Source organism: Gemelliphila asaccharolytica (assembly GCF_001553005.1).
In the GTDB taxonomy this organism is placed as follows: Bacteria; Bacillota; Bacilli; order Staphylococcales; family Gemellaceae; genus Gemelliphila; species Gemelliphila asaccharolytica.
Map to the genome: position 1 here is coordinate 1 of NZ_KQ959911.1, position 17,093 is coordinate 17,093.

Annotated in this window: 16 protein-coding genes, 1 pseudogene and 1 riboswitch; of the genes and pseudogenes, 8 read left to right on the forward strand and 9 right to left on the reverse strand. The window is 28.0% G+C overall.

What is annotated here, in order from left to right:
• Window positions 1-221: 221 nt before the first annotated feature.
• From tig to murA, 6 genes are all read right to left on the reverse strand, one after another.
• Window positions 222-1,496: a trigger factor gene (gene tig / locus HMPREF1871_RS05640; RefSeq protein WP_066131063.1), complete on the reverse strand. Its 1,275-nt coding sequence runs from the start codon at window positions 1,494-1,496 to the stop codon at window positions 222-224.
• Between the two features lie 98 nt (window positions 1,497-1,594).
• Window positions 1,595-1,960, reverse strand: coding sequence for a globin domain-containing protein (locus HMPREF1871_RS05645; protein WP_066131065.1), 366 nt, complete (start codon window positions 1,958-1,960; stop codon window positions 1,595-1,597).
• 9 nt (window positions 1,961-1,969) lie between these two features.
• Complete coding sequence (gene metK, locus HMPREF1871_RS05650) at window positions 1,970-3,148, reverse strand: methionine adenosyltransferase (RefSeq protein ID WP_066131068.1); 1,179 nt, start codon at window positions 3,146-3,148, stop codon at window positions 1,970-1,972.
• A 66-nt stretch (window positions 3,149-3,214) separates the two neighbouring features.
• Window positions 3,215-3,321, reverse strand: a riboswitch (SAM riboswitch).
• A gap of 46 nt (window positions 3,322-3,367) precedes the next feature.
• Window positions 3,368-4,357: a phosphate acetyltransferase gene (gene pta / locus HMPREF1871_RS05655; RefSeq protein ID WP_066131070.1), complete on the reverse strand. Its 990-nt coding sequence runs from the start codon at window positions 4,355-4,357 to the stop codon at window positions 3,368-3,370.
• A 13-nt stretch (window positions 4,358-4,370) separates the two neighbouring features.
• Window positions 4,371-4,559 (reverse strand): DNA-directed RNA polymerase subunit beta, encoded by a 189-nt coding sequence (locus HMPREF1871_RS05660; protein ID WP_066131073.1) that lies wholly within the window; start codon window positions 4,557-4,559, stop codon window positions 4,371-4,373.
• A 14-nt stretch (window positions 4,560-4,573) separates the two neighbouring features.
• The gene (gene murA / locus HMPREF1871_RS05665) at window positions 4,574-5,836 is read right to left on the reverse strand and encodes a UDP-N-acetylglucosamine 1-carboxyvinyltransferase (RefSeq protein WP_066131076.1); all 1,263 of its coding nucleotides are present in this window, start codon (window positions 5,834-5,836) and stop codon (window positions 4,574-4,576) included.
• Between the two features lie 422 nt (window positions 5,837-6,258).
• Between murA and HMPREF1871_RS05670 the strand changes: the two genes are divergently transcribed.
• From HMPREF1871_RS05670 to HMPREF1871_RS05710, 8 genes and pseudogenes are all read left to right on the forward strand, one after another.
• The gene (locus tag HMPREF1871_RS05670) at window positions 6,259-7,128 is read left to right on the forward strand and encodes a Cof-type HAD-IIB family hydrolase (protein WP_066131079.1); all 870 of its coding nucleotides are present in this window, start codon (window positions 6,259-6,261) and stop codon (window positions 7,126-7,128) included.
• 13 nt (window positions 7,129-7,141) lie between these two features.
• Entirely contained in the window at window positions 7,142-7,555 is a 414-nt protein-coding gene (cdd, locus tag HMPREF1871_RS05675; protein ID WP_066131082.1) for a cytidine deaminase, read from the forward strand.
• 172 nt (window positions 7,556-7,727) lie between these two features.
• On the forward strand, window positions 7,728-9,263 hold the full coding sequence (gene guaA, locus HMPREF1871_RS05680; RefSeq protein ID WP_066131086.1) for a glutamine-hydrolyzing GMP synthase: 1,536 nt from the start codon (window positions 7,728-7,730) through the stop codon (window positions 9,261-9,263).
• Between the two features lie 239 nt (window positions 9,264-9,502).
• Complete coding sequence (locus tag HMPREF1871_RS05685; RefSeq protein WP_066131089.1) at window positions 9,503-10,174, forward strand: hypothetical protein; 672 nt, start codon at window positions 9,503-9,505, stop codon at window positions 10,172-10,174.
• A gap of 627 nt (window positions 10,175-10,801) precedes the next feature.
• A complete protein-coding gene (locus HMPREF1871_RS05695) occupies window positions 10,802-11,185 on the forward strand; it encodes a hypothetical protein (protein ID WP_232297384.1) in 384 nt (127 codons plus the stop codon).
• 383 nt (window positions 11,186-11,568) lie between these two features.
• Window positions 11,569-11,925, forward strand: coding sequence for a plasmid mobilization protein (locus tag HMPREF1871_RS05700; protein ID WP_066131096.1), 357 nt, complete (start codon window positions 11,569-11,571; stop codon window positions 11,923-11,925).
• Between the two features lie 49 nt (window positions 11,926-11,974).
• A pseudogene (locus HMPREF1871_RS05705) lies at window positions 11,975-13,258 on the forward strand (relaxase/mobilization nuclease domain-containing protein).
• A gap of 333 nt (window positions 13,259-13,591) precedes the next feature.
• Window positions 13,592-14,668, forward strand: a complete 1,077-nt coding sequence (locus tag HMPREF1871_RS05710) for a DNA adenine methylase (protein WP_066131099.1) — start codon at window positions 13,592-13,594, stop codon at window positions 14,666-14,668.
• Between the two features lie 106 nt (window positions 14,669-14,774).
• On the opposite strand, the gene HMPREF1871_RS05715 is transcribed toward HMPREF1871_RS05710, so the two are convergent.
• The 3 genes from HMPREF1871_RS05715 to HMPREF1871_RS05725 are packed head-to-tail and all read right to left on the reverse strand — an operon-like array spanning window position 14,775 to window position 16,829.
• A complete protein-coding gene (locus tag HMPREF1871_RS05715) occupies window positions 14,775-15,506 on the reverse strand; it encodes a DNA-methyltransferase (protein WP_066131103.1) in 732 nt (243 codons plus the stop codon).
• Window positions 15,503-16,624, reverse strand: coding sequence for a hypothetical protein (locus HMPREF1871_RS05720; RefSeq protein WP_198145791.1), 1,122 nt, complete (start codon window positions 16,622-16,624; stop codon window positions 15,503-15,505). The genes HMPREF1871_RS05715 and HMPREF1871_RS05720 overlap by 4 nt, the downstream gene beginning before the upstream one ends.
• Complete coding sequence (locus tag HMPREF1871_RS05725; RefSeq protein WP_232297385.1) at window positions 16,599-16,829, reverse strand: helix-turn-helix domain-containing protein; 231 nt, start codon at window positions 16,827-16,829, stop codon at window positions 16,599-16,601. Before HMPREF1871_RS05725 ends, HMPREF1871_RS05720 begins: the two co-directional genes overlap by 26 nt.
• Between the last annotated feature and the right edge of the window lie 264 nt (window positions 16,830-17,093).

Sequence of the window (17,093 nt, forward strand, 5' to 3'; positions counted from 1 at the left end):
AATTATACAATTATATTATAACAGAAATTTGGTTTTAATTTAATATATTTTTATTACATTTCTATTAAAAATATTTTTATAAAAAACATTTTGTAATTAACAAAATAAATAATATTACTTTTTTATTTTTAGACAGATAATTAATAATTATAGATAACTATATTATATAATCTAAAAAAATTAAAAAAAGGCAACTTCTTAAAGTTGCCTTTTTTTATATACTATTTATTACTTTCTTTTAGTAAATCTATAGTTTTTTTAATAATAATTTCTGATTTAATATCGAAATTTGTTCCTAGATTTTTTTTAACATCTTCTTCACTCATTGAATAAGAATCAGCTATTTTTTTAATTTCTTTTTTAGCATCTTCTTCTGATACCTCTATTTTTTCTACTTTAGATATTTCATCTAAAACAAATGAAGTTTTTATTTTTTTAGATGCTTGTTCTTTCATTTCATCTTTTAATTCTTTTTCTTTTTTACCAGTAAATTGTTCATATAATTCCATTGTTATGCCTTGTCTTTGCATATTTTCTTTGAATTTATTATACATTCCATCTACTTCTTGTTCTATTAATTTTTCTGGAATATTTACTGTTGCATTTTCTACTGATTTTATTACTACATCATCAGCATATTTTTTATCTGCTTTTTCTTTTTCTTCAAGAGTTATTTGATCTTTCAATTTAACTTTGTAATCTGCTACATTATCTGTTAATTCTTTTGTTAAATCTTTAACAAGTTCATCTGTTAATTCAGGTACTTCTTTTCCTTTTACATCATGTATTTTTACGTCAAATTTAGCTTTTTGTCCTGCTAGATTTTTAACTTGATAATTTTCTGGGAATACTACATTTACTTCAACATCACATGGTGCTACTTTCCCTACTAATTGATCTTCAAATCCTGGTATGAAAGAATTTGAACCAAGTTCTAGTTCATAGCCATTTGCTTCTCCACCTTCAAATGGTTCTCCATCTTTGTATCCTTTAAAATCTATAACTACTATATCACCTTTTTCAGATGCTGTTTCTTTAAGTGTCCATTCTGCTTGACGTGATAAAATTTGTTTTATTCTTTCATCGACATCTTTATCTGTAACTTTTACTTTTTCTTTTTTTATTCCTAGGTTTTTATATTCACCTAATTTTACTTCAGGTCTTACTACTATTTGTGCTTCAAATTCTACACCATCTTTTTTGTCTATTTTTCTTACATCAACATCTGGCATAGCTAATGGATTTATTTTTAATTCTTCTACTGCTTTTTTATATCCTTCTGGTAAAATAGAATCTACTGCTTCTTGATATAATGATTCTTCTCCATACATTTTGTTGAAAACATTTCTTGGTAATTTTCCTTTTCTAAATCCATGAACATTTATTCTTTTTACTACCTTTTTAAATGCTTTATCTAATGCTTTGTTTAATTCTTCTGCTGATGAGTTAAAAGTTATAGTTATCTTCCCATCTTCTTTTTTTATTATTTCTGACATTTTTTCCTCCAAAACTAATTGTCTTTATAACAGAGCCTAAACTCACGAAACTATTATATATTATCTATCTTTAAAAGTCAATCATAGCAATCTTTAAATTATTTTTTTATCATATTTATCATATGCAAAGTTAACATTTTTATCTTTTGTTTTAAAAATAATCTTTGTGTACCATTTATATCTATTTTGTCTATTGCTTTTTCAAAATCTTCTTGCCAATAATTTGCTGTTTCCTTTGTTATAGGTATTTTATAGTGTTTTTCTTTTAAATTGGGCATATTGAAAACATTACTTTCTATACCCAAAAACATTCTAAAGAATTTTTTTTGCTCTCTTTTTACATTTTCATATCCATCGTAAAATAATAAATTTATTCTATCGTCCTTAGATATTATATCATCGTATAATACATCTATTAATTTATCTATTTTTTCTTCCCCTATTTGATCGTATAAACTATTCATAACATTCTCCTATGTTAATAATTTTTTAAATACTTCTACTTTATCTAATTTCTCCCATGTAAAGTCAGCATCATCTCTTCCAAAATGTCCATATGCTGCTGTTTTTTTGAATATTGGTCGTCTTAAATCTAGTGTTTTTATTATTCCATTTGGAGTTAAAGAGAAGTTTTCTTTTATTGCTTTTACAATTTCTCCTTCATCTACTTTTGCAGTTCCAAAGGCATCTATAAATATTGAAACTGGATTTGCTACCCCTATTGCATAAGCAAGTTGAACTTCTACTTTATCACAAACTCCACTTGCTACTATATTCTTCGCTATATATCTTGCCATATATGCGGCTGATCTGTCAACTTTTGTGGCATCTTTTCCACTAAAAGCTCCTCCTCCGTGTCGTGCATATCCTCCATATGTATCTACTATTATTTTTCTTCCTGTTAGTCCTGCATCTCCTACAGGGCCACCAATTACAAATCGTCCTGTTGGATTAATAAAATATTTTGTATTTTCATCTAATAAATTTTCATCAAGACAAGGTTTTATTACATATTCTTTTATATCTTTATGTATTTTTTCTTGACTTACTTCTTCTGAATGTTGTGTAGATACTACTACTGTATCTATTCTTTTTGCTACATTATTAAGATCATATTCTACTGTAACTTGCACTTTACCATCTGGTTTTAAGTAATCCAAAATTTTATTTTTTCTCACTTCTGCTAATCTTTTTGATAATTTGTGACTTAAATATATAGGTAATGGCATATATGAACTTGTTTCATTAGTAGCAAATCCAAACATTAGCCCTTGATCTCCTGCACCTACTTCTTTTTCTTTTTTTTGTTTAGTTTCTACCGCATCATCTACTCCAAGTGCTATGTCTTTTGACTGTTCATCAAGTGCTACCAATACTGCAATACTGTCTGCATTGTATCCACTTGTAAAATCACAATATCCTATATTTCTTATAGTATCCCTTACTACTTTTTGATAATCTATTTTTGCCTTAGTTGAGATTTCTCCAATTAAAACTGCAAGACCTGTATTTACAGCTGTTTCACAAGCTACCCTTCCATATGGATCTTCTTTTAAAACAGCATCAAGTACTGCGTCTGAAATTTGGTCCGCCACCTTATCTGGATGTCCTTCTGTTACTGATTCTGATGTGAATAAATATGTTTTTGCCATTTGTTTCTCCTTTTTCTTTTTAGGGAGCAATTAAAAAAACCTTTCTCCGGATTGAGAAAGGTTTTTTTCTCATCGCTCAAAGTTTTACTTTGCTTAGGATAAGCACCTTTGTTTATGATACTAGGTTGCCGGAGGTCATAGGGTCCTTGGCCCTCGCTCTCTCTTGATAAGTTTTTTTTATCTTATATATATTATTATATTATATGTTTTTTGTCAAAATTAATCTTGTAATGATTGCACAGCTGTAATTAAAGCTAATTTAATAACATCTATTTCATCACAACCTCTTGACAAATCGTTTACTGGAGCATTTAACCCTTGTAAGATAGGTCCTATAGCTTCAAATTGTCCTAATCTTTGTGCTATTTTGTATCCTATATTACCTGCTTCTAGGCTTGGGAATATGTATACGTTAGCATCTCCTTGAATTTCTGAATTAGGGCATTTTAGTTTTGCTACTCCAGGAACAAACGCTGCATCAAATTGAACTTCTCCTACTACTGGAATAACTGGTGCTTTTTCTCTAAATAGTTTTGTTGCTTCTGCTACTTTTAAACTATCTGGTGTATTTGCTGAACCTAGTGTTGAAAAGCTTAACATCGCTACTCTAGGATTTACATTGAAGCTTTTAGCTGTTTTTGCACTTTCTACTGCAACTTCTGCTAATCCAGCTGCATCTAATGTTGGGTTAATTGCACAATCTGCAAAAATAAATCTTGTAGCATTTCTACTCATGATGAATGCACCACTTGTTCTTTTAACTCCTGGTTTTGTTTTTATTATTTGTAATGCTGGTCTAACTGTATCTCCTGTTGAGTGTGCAGCCCCTGAAACTAACCCTGCTACTTTTTTAAGATAAACTAACATTGTTCCAAAGTAGTTTGGATCTTTTAATAATTCACGAGCTTGCTGTTCTGTTGCTTTTCCTTTTCTTCTCTCAACAAAAGCACTTACCATTTCTTCTATACCATCATAATTAAGATGATCAATTATTTCTAAACCATCTGTTTTTAAAAATAATGAATGAGCTAATTCTTTTATTTCTTCTGGTTTTCCTAAAACAACAGGTTGTACATATGAATTTAAACTTAATCTTACTGCTGCAAGTAAAACTCTTTTGTCATCACCTTCTGGAAATACTATACGTACTTTTTTCCCTTCTAATTTTTCTTTAATTTCTTCAAATAAATCTTTTCTTTGTGTAACCATTTTTCTTCCCCCATTAATTATTAATTACGTCTAACACATGCTTTATAGCTCTCAAGCTAAATATGTCAATTAGCTTACCGTTTCCTATTACACTATATCCTATTATAACACCTATGTATGCTATTGCAAATAGTATTACAAAAAATTTTATAGTAGACCACAAAATTTTAATAAATGATTTTTTCTTAGATTTTTCTTCCAATATATTCCTCTTATTTATATTCTTATTATATCTGCACCTAATTTTCTCAATTTTTCTTCTATATTAACATATCCTCTATCAATATGTTTAATATTTGTAACTACTGTTTGTCCATTTGCTATAAGTCCTGCTATTACTAACGCTGCACCTGCACGTAAGTCTGTCGCTTTTACACTTGTACCTTCTAATTTTTCTCCACCTTCTATTAAGGCACTTCTTCCTTCTATCCTTATTTTAGCATTCATTCTTCTTAATTCTTCAACATGCATAAATCTATTTTCAAAAACTGTTTCTGTTATTGTACTAACTCCCTTAGCTAACAATGTTAAAACCATAATTATGCTTTGCATATCTGTTAAAAATCCTGGATGAGGTAGAGTTTTAACGTCAATTGGTAGTAAATAATCTCTATCATTTTTCACTCGAATTTCATTTTTATTTACTTCTATTTGAACTCCCATTTCTCTCATTTTAGAAACTAATGCTACATTATCTTCATAACGTGCATTTTTAACCAAAACATTTCCTTTTGTTGCTGCTGCTGCTATCATATAGGTAGCTGCCTCTACTCTATCAGGCATTATAGTATGTTCTGCTCCATGAAGTTTTTCAACTCCTTCTATAACTAAACAAGAAGTATTTTCTCCACTAATTTTAGCTCCCATTTTTTTTAAGAAACTTATCATGTCACCAATTTCTGGTTCTTGTGCTACATTTACTAAAATTGTTTTACCTTTTGAAAGACAACTTGCCATTATCACATTTTGAGTTGCTCCAACACTTGGAAAATCAAAAAATACTGTAGTACCAGTAAGTCCTTTTTCTGCTTTAAGTTCTACATATCCAGCATCTTTAATAATATTAGCTCCAAGAAGTGAAAATCCTTTTAAATGCTGTTCAATAGGTCTACTTCCTATGGCACAACCACCCGGCATAGCAACCTTAGCAAATTTCTCTCTTACTAATATAGGAGCTGCCACTAAAAAAGAAGCTCTCATTTTACTTACAAACTCGAAATCTGCCTCTTTTTTCAACGGATTTCTTGCATCTACTTCTAATGTTTTTTCTTCTTTATTATAATTTATCTTAACTCCTAAAGAAGTTAAAAGTTCAGATATAATCTTTACATCTGACAAGTTTGGAACATTATAAAACTTACTTACTCCTTCCGTAGCAAGTAAAGCAGAAGTAACAATAGGTAAAACTGCATTCTTTGCTCCTTCTATATAAACCTCTCCTCTTAAAGGTTTCCCACCTTTAATAACTATTTTATTCACAACTATTCCTCCAAGTTATAATCATATCCATTTAATATTACCATATTTTAAAAGATAAAACAAAATTTTATTTAAACATATTTTAATATTATTAAGTTCTAAAAATAAATTCAAAAAATTTTTATCCATTGATATACTTTCTTATATAACGCCACATAAAAGTTAAGTATAATGCTAATAATTATTAAATCCTTTCATTTTTTTCAAAAAAATCATTCAATATCTTACTAAATATTTATAAAAATATTTTATACTATAAAATATATATTTACTATAATTATTATATTTTTATTTTTTCTAATATAAAAACATAATTTTCTAATTTTTAAATTTTATAGCTTATTTTCAGCATTTTTGATATAATAAATACCCGATAAATATTATTTTTAACTCATTATATTTTTTTAGAAAAGGAAAAAACAATGATAAAACTTATTGCTTCAGACATGGACGGAACTCTTTTAAATAGTGAACATTTTATTTCTGACGAAAATGTAACTGCAATTAAAAATGCCCAAAAAGAAAATATAGAATTTTCTATAGTAACGGGAAGGGCATATTTTGAAACAATTGACATTTTAAAAACTAATAATATAAAAGCAAGTATAATAGCTATGAATGGAGCTATATCTTATGATAAAAAAGGTGAAATCACCAACATTTTTCCACTAGATAAAAAAAATTCCCTTTTTATAATAAAAGAAGCTAAAAAATTAAATATAAATTTTGGAGTTTTTAATAAAAATTGCTTTTATTTAAAAAATGTTAAGGATTATATAGATGCTTTTAAAAATTTAATAATTGATCAAGGTCACACCCCTAACATGAAAAAAATAACAGATGAAATAAAAAACAGACAAAAACTTGGATATATCAAAGAAGTAACAAACCCTGAAAACTACCTTGATAGCAAAAATAATCCTGTTTTAAAAATTGACTTAATGGACGATAATAGTGACAAATTGATAAAATTAGCAAAAATATTAAAAAACAATAAAGAAATTTTTGTCACTTCTTCTGGAAGTAAAAACCTTGAAATTCTATCTAGTAAGGCTTCTAAAGGTAAAGCTTTAGAAATATATTGCAAAAATAAAAATATAAGTCTAAATAACTTAATGGCAATTGGAGATAATACAAACGACCTGTCTATGATAGAAAAAGCTTATTATTCTGTAGCAATGAAAAATGCAAACTCTTCACTGAAACAAAAAGCTAAATTCATCTCAGATTACGATAATAATAACTCTGGTGTCGGAAGAATGATAAAAAAATTAATTAACAAAAAATTATAAATGGAGAGAAATTATGGATATAAATAAAAAACTTATTAACTTAGCTATAGAAGCTAGAAAAAAGGCTTATACTCCCTACTCAAAATTTAATGTTGGAGCTTGTCTACTTTGCAAAAATGGCGAAATTTATACAGGTTGCAATATAGAAAATGCTTCTCTTACTCCTACAGTTTGTGCCGAAAGGACAGCTATCTTCAAGGCAATAAGCGAAGGAAATAAAGATTTTAAAAAAATAGTAGTTGTAGGTGGAAAAAATGAAAAATTAAATGATTTCTGTGCTCCTTGTGGAGTTTGCAGACAAGTAATAAGCGAATTTGTTAATGATAATTTTGAAATTATTTTAGCCATTAATGAAAATAATTATAAAGTTTATAACTTTAGAAGAGATATTTTCCCTTTAGGATTTACCAAAGATGATCTAGATTAAAATAAATTGATAAAATATCCAAAAATAATATGTAAATTATTTTAACATTTTAACCATAAAGTAATTTACATATTATTTTATAATTGATATAATGTTTAAGTAAGCTTTTATGTTTATTCTCTATATAAAACGAACATTTTAGCTAGTATTATTATTAAATTTAGGAGAAACAATGAATAATCACGAATTTATATTAGTCTTAGATTTTGGAAGTCAGTATAATCAACTTATTACTAGACGAGTTAGGGAACTTGGAGTTTACTCTGAACTTCATGATAATGAAATTTCTATTGAAAAAATAAAAGAATTAAATCCAAAAGGAATAATCCTTTCTGGGGGTCCTAACAGTGTTTATGAAGAAAATTCAATGTCTATTGACAAAGAAATTTTTAATCTTGGTATTCCTATATTAGGTATCTGTTATGGAATGCAACTTATGCAACACAAACTTGGAGGTGTTGTAGAATCGGCTACAAGCAGAGAATATGGTACACATCCAATAAATACAAAAGAAGATGCAGTTCTTTTCAAAGAAACAAAAAGTGTGCAAAATGTTCTAATGAGCCACTCTGACAAAGTTATTAAAGTAGCTGAAGGTTTTAGAGTAGTAGCTTCTAGTGAAAACTGCCCTATTGCAGCAGCAGAAAATATTAATAAAAACTTTTATTGCTTCCAATTTCATCCAGAAGTAAGACATTCTGAATATGGTTATAAACTAATCGAAAACTTTATTAGAAATGTTTGTGGTTGCACAGGTGACTGGACTATGGAAAAATTCATAGAAGAAAACATAAAAAAAATAAAAGATAAAGTTGGAAATGATAAAGTCCTTTGCGCTTTATCTGGAGGAGTGGACTCTTCTGTTGTAGCAGCACTACTTCATAAAGCAATAGGAAATCAACTTGTTTGTATGTTCGTTGACCACGGATTACTGCGTAAAGGTGAAGCAGAAAGTGTCATGGAAACCTTTGGTAACAAATTTAAAATGAACCTAATCAAAGTAGATGCAAAAGAAAGATTTTTAACTAAACTTAAAGGCGTAAAAGATCCAGAGAAAAAAAGAAAAATAATTGGAAATGAGTTTATATACGTCTTCGATGAAGAATGTAAAAAATTAGCAGATATTCCTTGGTTAGCACAAGGAACACTTTACACAGATGTTATTGAATCTGGAACAAAAAATGCCCAAACTATAAAATCACACCATAATGTTGGAGGACTTCCTAAAGATATGAAATTTTCTCTTATAGAACCTCTTAATACATTATTTAAAGATGAAGTTAGAGTCTTAGGGGAAGCACTAGGACTTCCTAAAGAAATAGTTTGGAGACAACCATTCCCAGGACCTGGATTAGGTATAAGAGTTTTAGGAGAAGTAACAGAAGAAAAATTAAAAATTGTAAGAGATAGTGATTATATTCTTCGTGATATTATAAAAAAACGAGGATTAGATAACAAAATTTGGCAATACTTTACAGCACTTCCTGACATTCGTTCTGTAGGAGTTATGGGAGATGTTAGAACTTATGATTACACTGTAGTTGTACGTGCCGTTACAAGTATAGATGGAATGACTGCAAGCTGGGCACACATACCATTTGAAGTTTTAGAAGAAATATCAGCAAGAATAGTAAATGAAGTAGGTCATGTTAATAGAGTAGTCTATGACATAACAAGTAAGCCACCAAGCACTATCGAATGGGAATAGTCGCAAAAAATATGCTTCTGTGATAAAATCGTTGAAAATACAGTGTTTCGATGTTTTATTGGAGCAAAAATCTCCTTAGTGATACTGTTTTTATACTAAAAGCAAGAAAAAATAGGTTCCAAATGGAGTTGTTGAACTTAGATAAATAGTTTAGAAAGCCTCCCATCATTTTGGTGGGAGGCTTTCTAAACAATAGAATTTATAAATTTAGTTTTTAGTGAAATATGTGAGGTAATAATATGAAAATTTCAACTTTTAATATAAACAAATTTCAAGGCCCATATAGTAATCCACGTACAAAAGGGGGATATTATAATCCACGAAATATAGACTTTAAAACACCCATTAAACACTTGTGTAGTAGGTATTTGGAAAATGAAGATGATATTATTTTTGTTCAGGAATTTTATGATGATAATAAAGTAAGAACAAAAGAATATTTTGAAAAAAATGGGTACAAAATTTTTCATAACTTGGATAAAATATTAAAAAGTCATGTTGTAGCTATTACCTTAAAAAAATCTTTGTGGAAAGATATAAACCCAGAAGAAACAGAATTTCAGAATAAATTTATAGAAATGGAATTAAAAGAAAAATCACTAAAAATCATAAGTTTTCATAATACAGAAAAAGAAATAGAAGATAAAATAAATAATGAATTTAAGAATGGATATAAAGATATAATTTTAGGAGATTTCAATAATACGAAATGGATTAATGATTTACATAATAATCCGAGTTGCAAATATAGGGATTTAGTCACAAATGATATGATTACATACAAACCTGCACAGACGTCAATAGATTGCATCTTTATTAAAAATGAATATGAAAATAAAATAATATTTAACGGAATAACTGAGACATATGTTTCAGATCATAATATATTAACATTTTCATTTAATATATGATTTTTTATCACTTAAATAAATACAATTTGTAGGTATAATTGAATGAAAAGCATATAACTTTAAGATTATAAATCTTTTAGCTGCTTTTTCTATGCTTATTTTATATTCGGTGGAATCTTAGTGGTTATGCCTTTTTTATAGAATTTCACATTGCTTTCTTCAAAAGGAACGTAATCCTTTTTCAGGCTGTCAGGATAGTTTGCCTTCCAATCTTGCAATGCTTATTTTATAATTTCGTTATTCTCATATTTTTCTTTCATTTTCTACCACTGTTCAAGCATATTACGGATTCGAAGAATAGCCTCACTGCCGGAATATATACCTGTGGTACTATATTCGGGATCTTCATCATTCAGGATAACAGGTCGTATATTCACTTTAATACTGTCATCAAGCTTAAACAAAAATCGCATTAAATCATGTTCTGTATAGGGATAATCAGACTCTTTCTTATACTCTTTATTTACATGGAATGCAGCAGAAATATTTCCCAAGACATCGTCTTTAGGAATACGAATATCAAGTCTAGAGTTGTCAAATATATGAAACTTGTTGTTTAGGAATTAAAGAAAATAATACTATTGCAATAGGGACGCATGGACTTATCAAAAAAATCTTTTAAAAGACTTGTATAAGGAGCAAGAAAAATTCAAATACCTGAACCCAGATGTGGAAGACATTAGATATTTCTTAGAAGAATATAAGCCAAAAAGTGCAGATCCTAATATAACTTGTTTCAAAGAATTAACCATGCAAGGCTACCAAATAAAATCAAAATCTTTTTCAGAGATTATGGATAATTATTTTCAAGAATGGATTCCTGTTAGGTCATCAAAGACCAAGAGAATATCACCAAGTGGAGTCTCAATTCCAGTAAAACTATATTATGAAAAGAAAACAGAAAACGAAACTGACTTTATAGAAGTTGACAAGAATTTATTGCCAGAAGAATGGAAAAAAGAAAATCAATTAGAAATAGATACTGCAAATCAAGTAAAGATACAAATGTAACTTTGTAACCTGTAACCCATCGTTATAAATCTTTTTAAATTAGGATTACATAAATTAATGGCTTGATAATAAAAGGTTGTCACAGACTTTTAGAACAAGTTCGCCTAATTTTGGAAGTTTTTATTTTATTAGTTACAGTTACACTTATTAATTCCTATTTGAAAAATTATGGAAAATTAAATTAAAGACTTGTTAGTAATAACAAGCACAGTAAGTGAGTATCCACTTACAATAGCTTACAATAGCAATAGCAAGCACAGTAAGTGAGTACCCACTTACGAAAAAATCAATGGAGCAGACCTTTACGGAATGCTCCATTTCTTAATTTTTATCTTGTTAGAGAAACCCTAAGACCCCAAAAGATATGAGCAAAAGAAAAAATTATGGATAATAGAACAAGAAAAAATCAACTTAAAATATATTTAACAGATGAAGAAAAAGAAATTTTTGAAAAGAAAATGAAACTTCCAAATTGTAAAACTATGTCACATTTTCTTAGAAAATGTGTATTAGAAAAAGGAATTTATATAGTAGACCTAGAACCATTTAGAGATCTTCAATGGCTACTTTCAAATGCAACAAACAATATAAACCAAATTGCAAAAGCCACTAATACAACTGGTGTTATTTGCAAGAAAGATATTGATTATATGAGAGAAAAAATAGAAAAATTATCAAGAGAAATATGGGATATACATTCCCTACTTCTTAATAAATCAAAAGAAAGTTCTGGTGATTAGTGTGGCAATTACAAAAATACATCCTATAAAATAAACTCTAAATTTTGCAATAGATTAAATAATTAATAGTGAAAAAATGATGAAAAAATCTTGGTTTCTTCATTCAAATGTCACCAATCTACTGCACACATTCAATTTATAAAAACACGAGAAGATAACGATACTAAAGGTACAGTTTTGGCTAGACATTTAATCCAATCTTTCCTACCAGGCGAGGTTGATCCTATAAAAGCTCACGAAATTGGAATGGAATTATGCAAGAAAATCTTAAAAGAAGATTATTAATTTGTTCTTGCAACTCATGTAGATAGAGGGCATATCCATAACCATATTATTTTTAATAATGTTAATTACAAGACTGGCAAATGCTACCAATCTAACAAAAAATCTTACCACAAAATCAGGTATCAAAGTGACGAATTATGTAAAGAAAATAAGCTTTCAGTCATTGATGAATATTATGTAGCTTACAAAAGAAAATATAAAACTGCTGGTAAATCTTGGTACGAATATGACCAAAACAAGAAAGGAAATTATTGGAAGTCTAAACTACAATTTGATATAGACAGAATGATTAATAAGTCTAACTCGTGTGAAGAGTTTTTAGAAAATATGAAATCTCTTGATTATGAAATTAAGTTTGGTAAACACATTGCTTTTCGTCATAAAGATAAGCAAAGATTTACAAGAGCAAAGATTATCGGGGAAGATTATACAGAAGAAAAAATCAAAGAAAGAATAGATTTAGCTATTAAAAATAAAGCTAATCCCATTAAAAAACGTGTAGGAAATGTTATTTATATATCTACTAATGAAAAAGCCCAATCCTCAAAAGGTTATGAAGTCTGGGCAAGAAAACACAATATCAAAACAATGGCTGATTCAATAATTAAATTAAGAGAACAAGGAATTAATTCAATTACACAACTCGATGATCTGATCAAAAAATCTGCTGATGATAGACAAGACTTGCTAGATAAAATAAAGAAAATGGAAACCAAAATGAAAAGTTTATCTCAAGATATGGAAAATATAAATACTATAAATAAGTATCGTGAAATCTATAAATAGCACAAGAAAAATTCTGAAGATAAGCAATTTGCAGATGAGTATTATAGCGAACTTTCCGTCTATAAAATAACCGCTAAAGAAATCTTAGAAAACTATAAAAAGTTACCAAATACAAAAGAAATATTAACTAAACTCGATAAACTACAAGAAAAAAAGAACACCCTTATGCAAAGAGTATTCTTTGAATAAAGAACAATTTTCTGACCTTGTTCAGTATAGGAAAAACTATCAAAATTATTATGGGAAGGAGATGGAGAGATAATTTGAATTTTTTATTATACTAATAGATGATTTAATTTTGATTCCATACTATATTTGAAATTGTATAACTATAATCTTACTAAAATATAAATTTGTAAAATTTAATAATTGACATTACACATGTGTTAAATTAGAGATTTTTATTAATTGTTCATCATGCCTTCAATTTATTTTGATCATTTTACCAATTATAAAAATTTAAAACAAATTTTTTAGTAATAAATTTTTACAAAAATATTTACTAAATTTAAAAAATTATTGCATAACATTAATAATGTTGACTTTAAGTAACATTTATGTTATATTATATTGTGTATTAAGGAGGAAATCAATTTTGAAACCAATAATAAAATGGCCAGGCGGTAAATCTAGAGAATTTGATAAAATCAAGGATTTAATTCCACAATATTCAAGATACATTGACCCTTTCTTTGGCGGAGGAGCAGTTTTTTTTGAATTAATGCCTTCTAAAGCAAATATCAATGATATTTCTTCTTCTTTGATGTGTTTCTATGAACTTGTTAGAGATCAAAATCAAGAATTTAAAAATATATTATTAGAATACAATGCTTCGTTCATTTCTCTAATTAATACGTGCGATTTATTTAGCGATAAAATTCTTGAAGCTTATTTAGATGATGATGATAATAAATCAATTGATAATGTTAAATTTATAATATCAAAGACAGAGGTATCAAAGGATCTTGTTTTAGATTTAGACTCATATACAAAAACAATAGTAACAAGTGTATTAGATAAATTTAAAAGGACTAAACAAAATAATTTAAAAAGAAAATTTAACGATAAAGATTTATTAGAAAATTTAATAACAGGCTTCACAAGTGGATTTTATTTACATTTTAGGAATATATATAATGATATTAACCTAAATAAATTAGATACATCTAAAGAATTTGAAATTGCGAACTTCTACTTTATCAGAGAATACTGTTATGGTTCAATGTTCAGATATAATAAAAAAGGTGAGTTTAATATACCTTACGGCGGTATGAGTTATAATAGAAAACAATTTACAAAAAAAATTGTTTCACTCTTTAATGTAGAAACTAGAAATATATTTGAAAATACTGAAATATACAATTTAGATTTTGAAATTTTCTTAGATAAAATAAAACTAACAAATGATGATTTTATTTTTTTAGATCCTCCGTATGATACTGACTTTTCTGATTATGAAGGTAAATCTTTTGATTTAGACGACCAGATAAGATTATGTAATTATTTAAAAAGAGTTCCATCAAAATTTATTTTGATAATTAAAAACACAGACTTTATATATAATTTATATAAATCTGATTTCAACATTCTATCTTTTGAAAAAAATTATACCTATAATGTTAGGAGCAGAAACGAAAGAAGTGTAACTCATTTAATCATTAAAAATTTCTAATTATAATAATGTTCTTTGAATTTTTAAATAAAGTACCTCCTGCTTTGAAATGCAGTAAATTAAGCAAGAGGTACTCTATTTCTGTATAATATTATTTACATAACCTCTATAAGCCCCTATTTGCATATTCTAATTTTTTTATTTGTTCCATAATTCTTCTTTCGGCTGCATAAAAAAACTCTTTATCTATTTCTACCCCAATAAATTTCCTCTTTGTCTCTATTGCGGCGACACATGTGGTTCCTACTCCCATGAAAGGATCATAAACAATATCTCCTTCATCACTCCCGATGGTCATTAAGTGTCTAATCAGTCTTAATGGTTTTTGAGCAGGATGTTTTGGGGTTTTAAGTCTTTCTTGCCCCATACATATTGGACTTTCAAAAAAATTATGCATTTCTTTTTGATTTGTAAAGTTCCACTTATGACCTTTATTCCACAAACAAATAATCATCTCACAGCTATTTAAAAATCCATTTTTATATATTTTTGGCATTGGATTTGTTTTGTGCCAAATAAAATATTGAAATGTATCGAATTCTTTATCGAATGCTTCATGCCATTTACCAATTAAATTGTAGCTAGTAAATATAAAAATATTTCCTTCTGGTTTAAGAACTCTTTTGAATTCATCGACAAATTCGAATGGATTAATTTCCTTATGATCCCATTCACCCAAATCATTATTCACCTCTGATCTGTTCGGTAATTTAATGTTTCCTCTTGAATACTGTGCTATATTGTATGGAGGGTCCGTTAAGATTAAATCTATTGAATTATTTGGTAAAGTACGTATATGATTTAAACAATCGTCATTAAATATTCTACCATATCTCATTCTAGGGCACTCCTTATCATAGACTTGATTCTTTCATTTAAATCTATTTCCTCTAAAGCAATTTTATAAAGTTCTGTAAATCTTTCATAGCCAATCCCTTTAGGCAAAATTTTATTCCATAAATCTTTTCCTATTAAAAACATCTCTGGGTAAGCCATATGTTTTTTTACAGCTCCTGTCCATGTATTACCTTCCCCATCTTTATTATAAAGTGTTGCAAAATATACTTTTGCATTTTCTACATTCACACCTGTATAAATCGAAAGTAATTTTTCTATATTCGACGGTGCATTAGAGCTATCTAAATCTCCTCCAGCTTTTAATTCTAGAATGTTCCAATTCTCACCATCATAAAAAGCCAAGTCTACAGGTTTGATTTTTATCTCATCGATTTTATACTCTTGTCCTATTGGTATCAATTCCTTAATACTCTCTTGAGTAACTCCACTTTCTTTCCTATTTTTTCCTCTTCCACTTGCGACATTACTAGCTCTAAATTTTGCAATCTCCCCTTTTAAAGTTCCGTGATCTAAGTCTATATCAGTCACAATAATCTGACCATTCACGACTTCCGCTTGAATATTGTGTTCGAGACCTCTTGGATTTATAATGGAAGGTACATTTTCTTCTCCGTACCTTACTCTTGCTACCCTCTCTGCTACTCTCTCTATTGCAAAACCACTTTTTGATTCAAAGCTACTTACAAACACCATAGTGGCAGTAACAAGTTCATCAAGTTGTGATAGTAAAAAGTTGTACCTCTTCTTATTATAATTAACAACAAAATCATCCTCTATAGTATCGATTAATCTTGAAAATTCAGCAAAAACTATATCCTTAACTATTGTCTCCATTTCATTTAAATTTTCTGTTTTATCAAATACATTTAAACTATCATCATCAACTATGTCCAAATTTTCAATTTCTTGTTCATCAAAGTCATTATCTACTACTGTCTCTTTTTCTTTATTTTTTTCAACACGTTTTTTAGTAGCTTCATTTTGTTTAATTATCTTAATTTCATCATTTGCATCATCTACATATATTTTATCATCTTTTTTTAAATTTCTAACTTGATCATTTTTATTTAATTTATAATTTTTTTTGTCTTCTCTCATTTTCTACTCCTTTAAATAATTCCGATATAGACATGTCAAAACCATCTGCAATTTTTTCTATATTCTTTAACGAAATATTTCTATTACCCGCTTCAACTGATGCTAAATAAGTTCGATCCATATTTATCTTTAATGCAAATTTTTCTTGACTAAGACCTATATTTTTTCTTAATTGTTTTACTCTTTCCCCAAATTCCTCTAACAAATAGATCACCGCCCTTTTCCAGTTATTTTAATAATATCCTATATTTATGTGGTGCATTGGTCAACGGTCTATGAGTAACAATATGTTTTCTTTTAAAAAAAATAAAAGCAGTCCGAAGACTGCCGATATTTATCTCTCTGCATCTTTGCTATATCTTTGCTATGGTCTTCCTTATTCGACTTAACTTTGTCCTCTGCCTTAAAGCTTTTTATTTGCCTTAATATGGACTTTTTATCTTTATCTTGACTCTTTATTTCTTCTTTT

Coding starts and splice junctions, on each gene's coding strand:
- pta (WP_066131070.1), bottom strand. CDS start 4,357: ATGGTTACACAAAGAAAAGATTTATTTGAAGAAATTAAAGAAAAATTA.
- HMPREF1871_RS05670 (WP_066131079.1), top strand. CDS start 6,259: ATGATAAAACTTATTGCTTCAGACATGGACGGAACTCTTTTAAATAGT.
- HMPREF1871_RS05715 (WP_066131103.1), bottom strand. CDS start 15,506: ATGAGATATGGTAGAATATTTAATGACGATTGTTTAAATCATATACGT.
- HMPREF1871_RS05720 (WP_198145791.1), bottom strand. CDS start 16,624: ATGAGAGAAGACAAAAAAAATTATAAATTAAATAAAAATGATCAAGTT.
- HMPREF1871_RS05685 (WP_066131089.1), top strand. CDS start 9,503: ATGAAAATTTCAACTTTTAATATAAACAAATTTCAAGGCCCATATAGT.
- HMPREF1871_RS05700 (WP_066131096.1), top strand. CDS start 11,569: ATGGATAATAGAACAAGAAAAAATCAACTTAAAATATATTTAACAGAT.
- guaA (WP_066131086.1), top strand. CDS start 7,728: ATGAATAATCACGAATTTATATTAGTCTTAGATTTTGGAAGTCAGTAT.
- tig (WP_066131063.1), bottom strand. CDS start 1,496: ATGTCAGAAATAATAAAAAAAGAAGATGGGAAGATAACTATAACTTTT.
- metK (WP_066131068.1), bottom strand. CDS start 3,148: ATGGCAAAAACATATTTATTCACATCAGAATCAGTAACAGAAGGACAT.
- cdd (WP_066131082.1), top strand. CDS start 7,142: ATGGATATAAATAAAAAACTTATTAACTTAGCTATAGAAGCTAGAAAA.
- HMPREF1871_RS05645 (WP_066131065.1), bottom strand. CDS start 1,960: ATGAATAGTTTATACGATCAAATAGGGGAAGAAAAAATAGATAAATTA.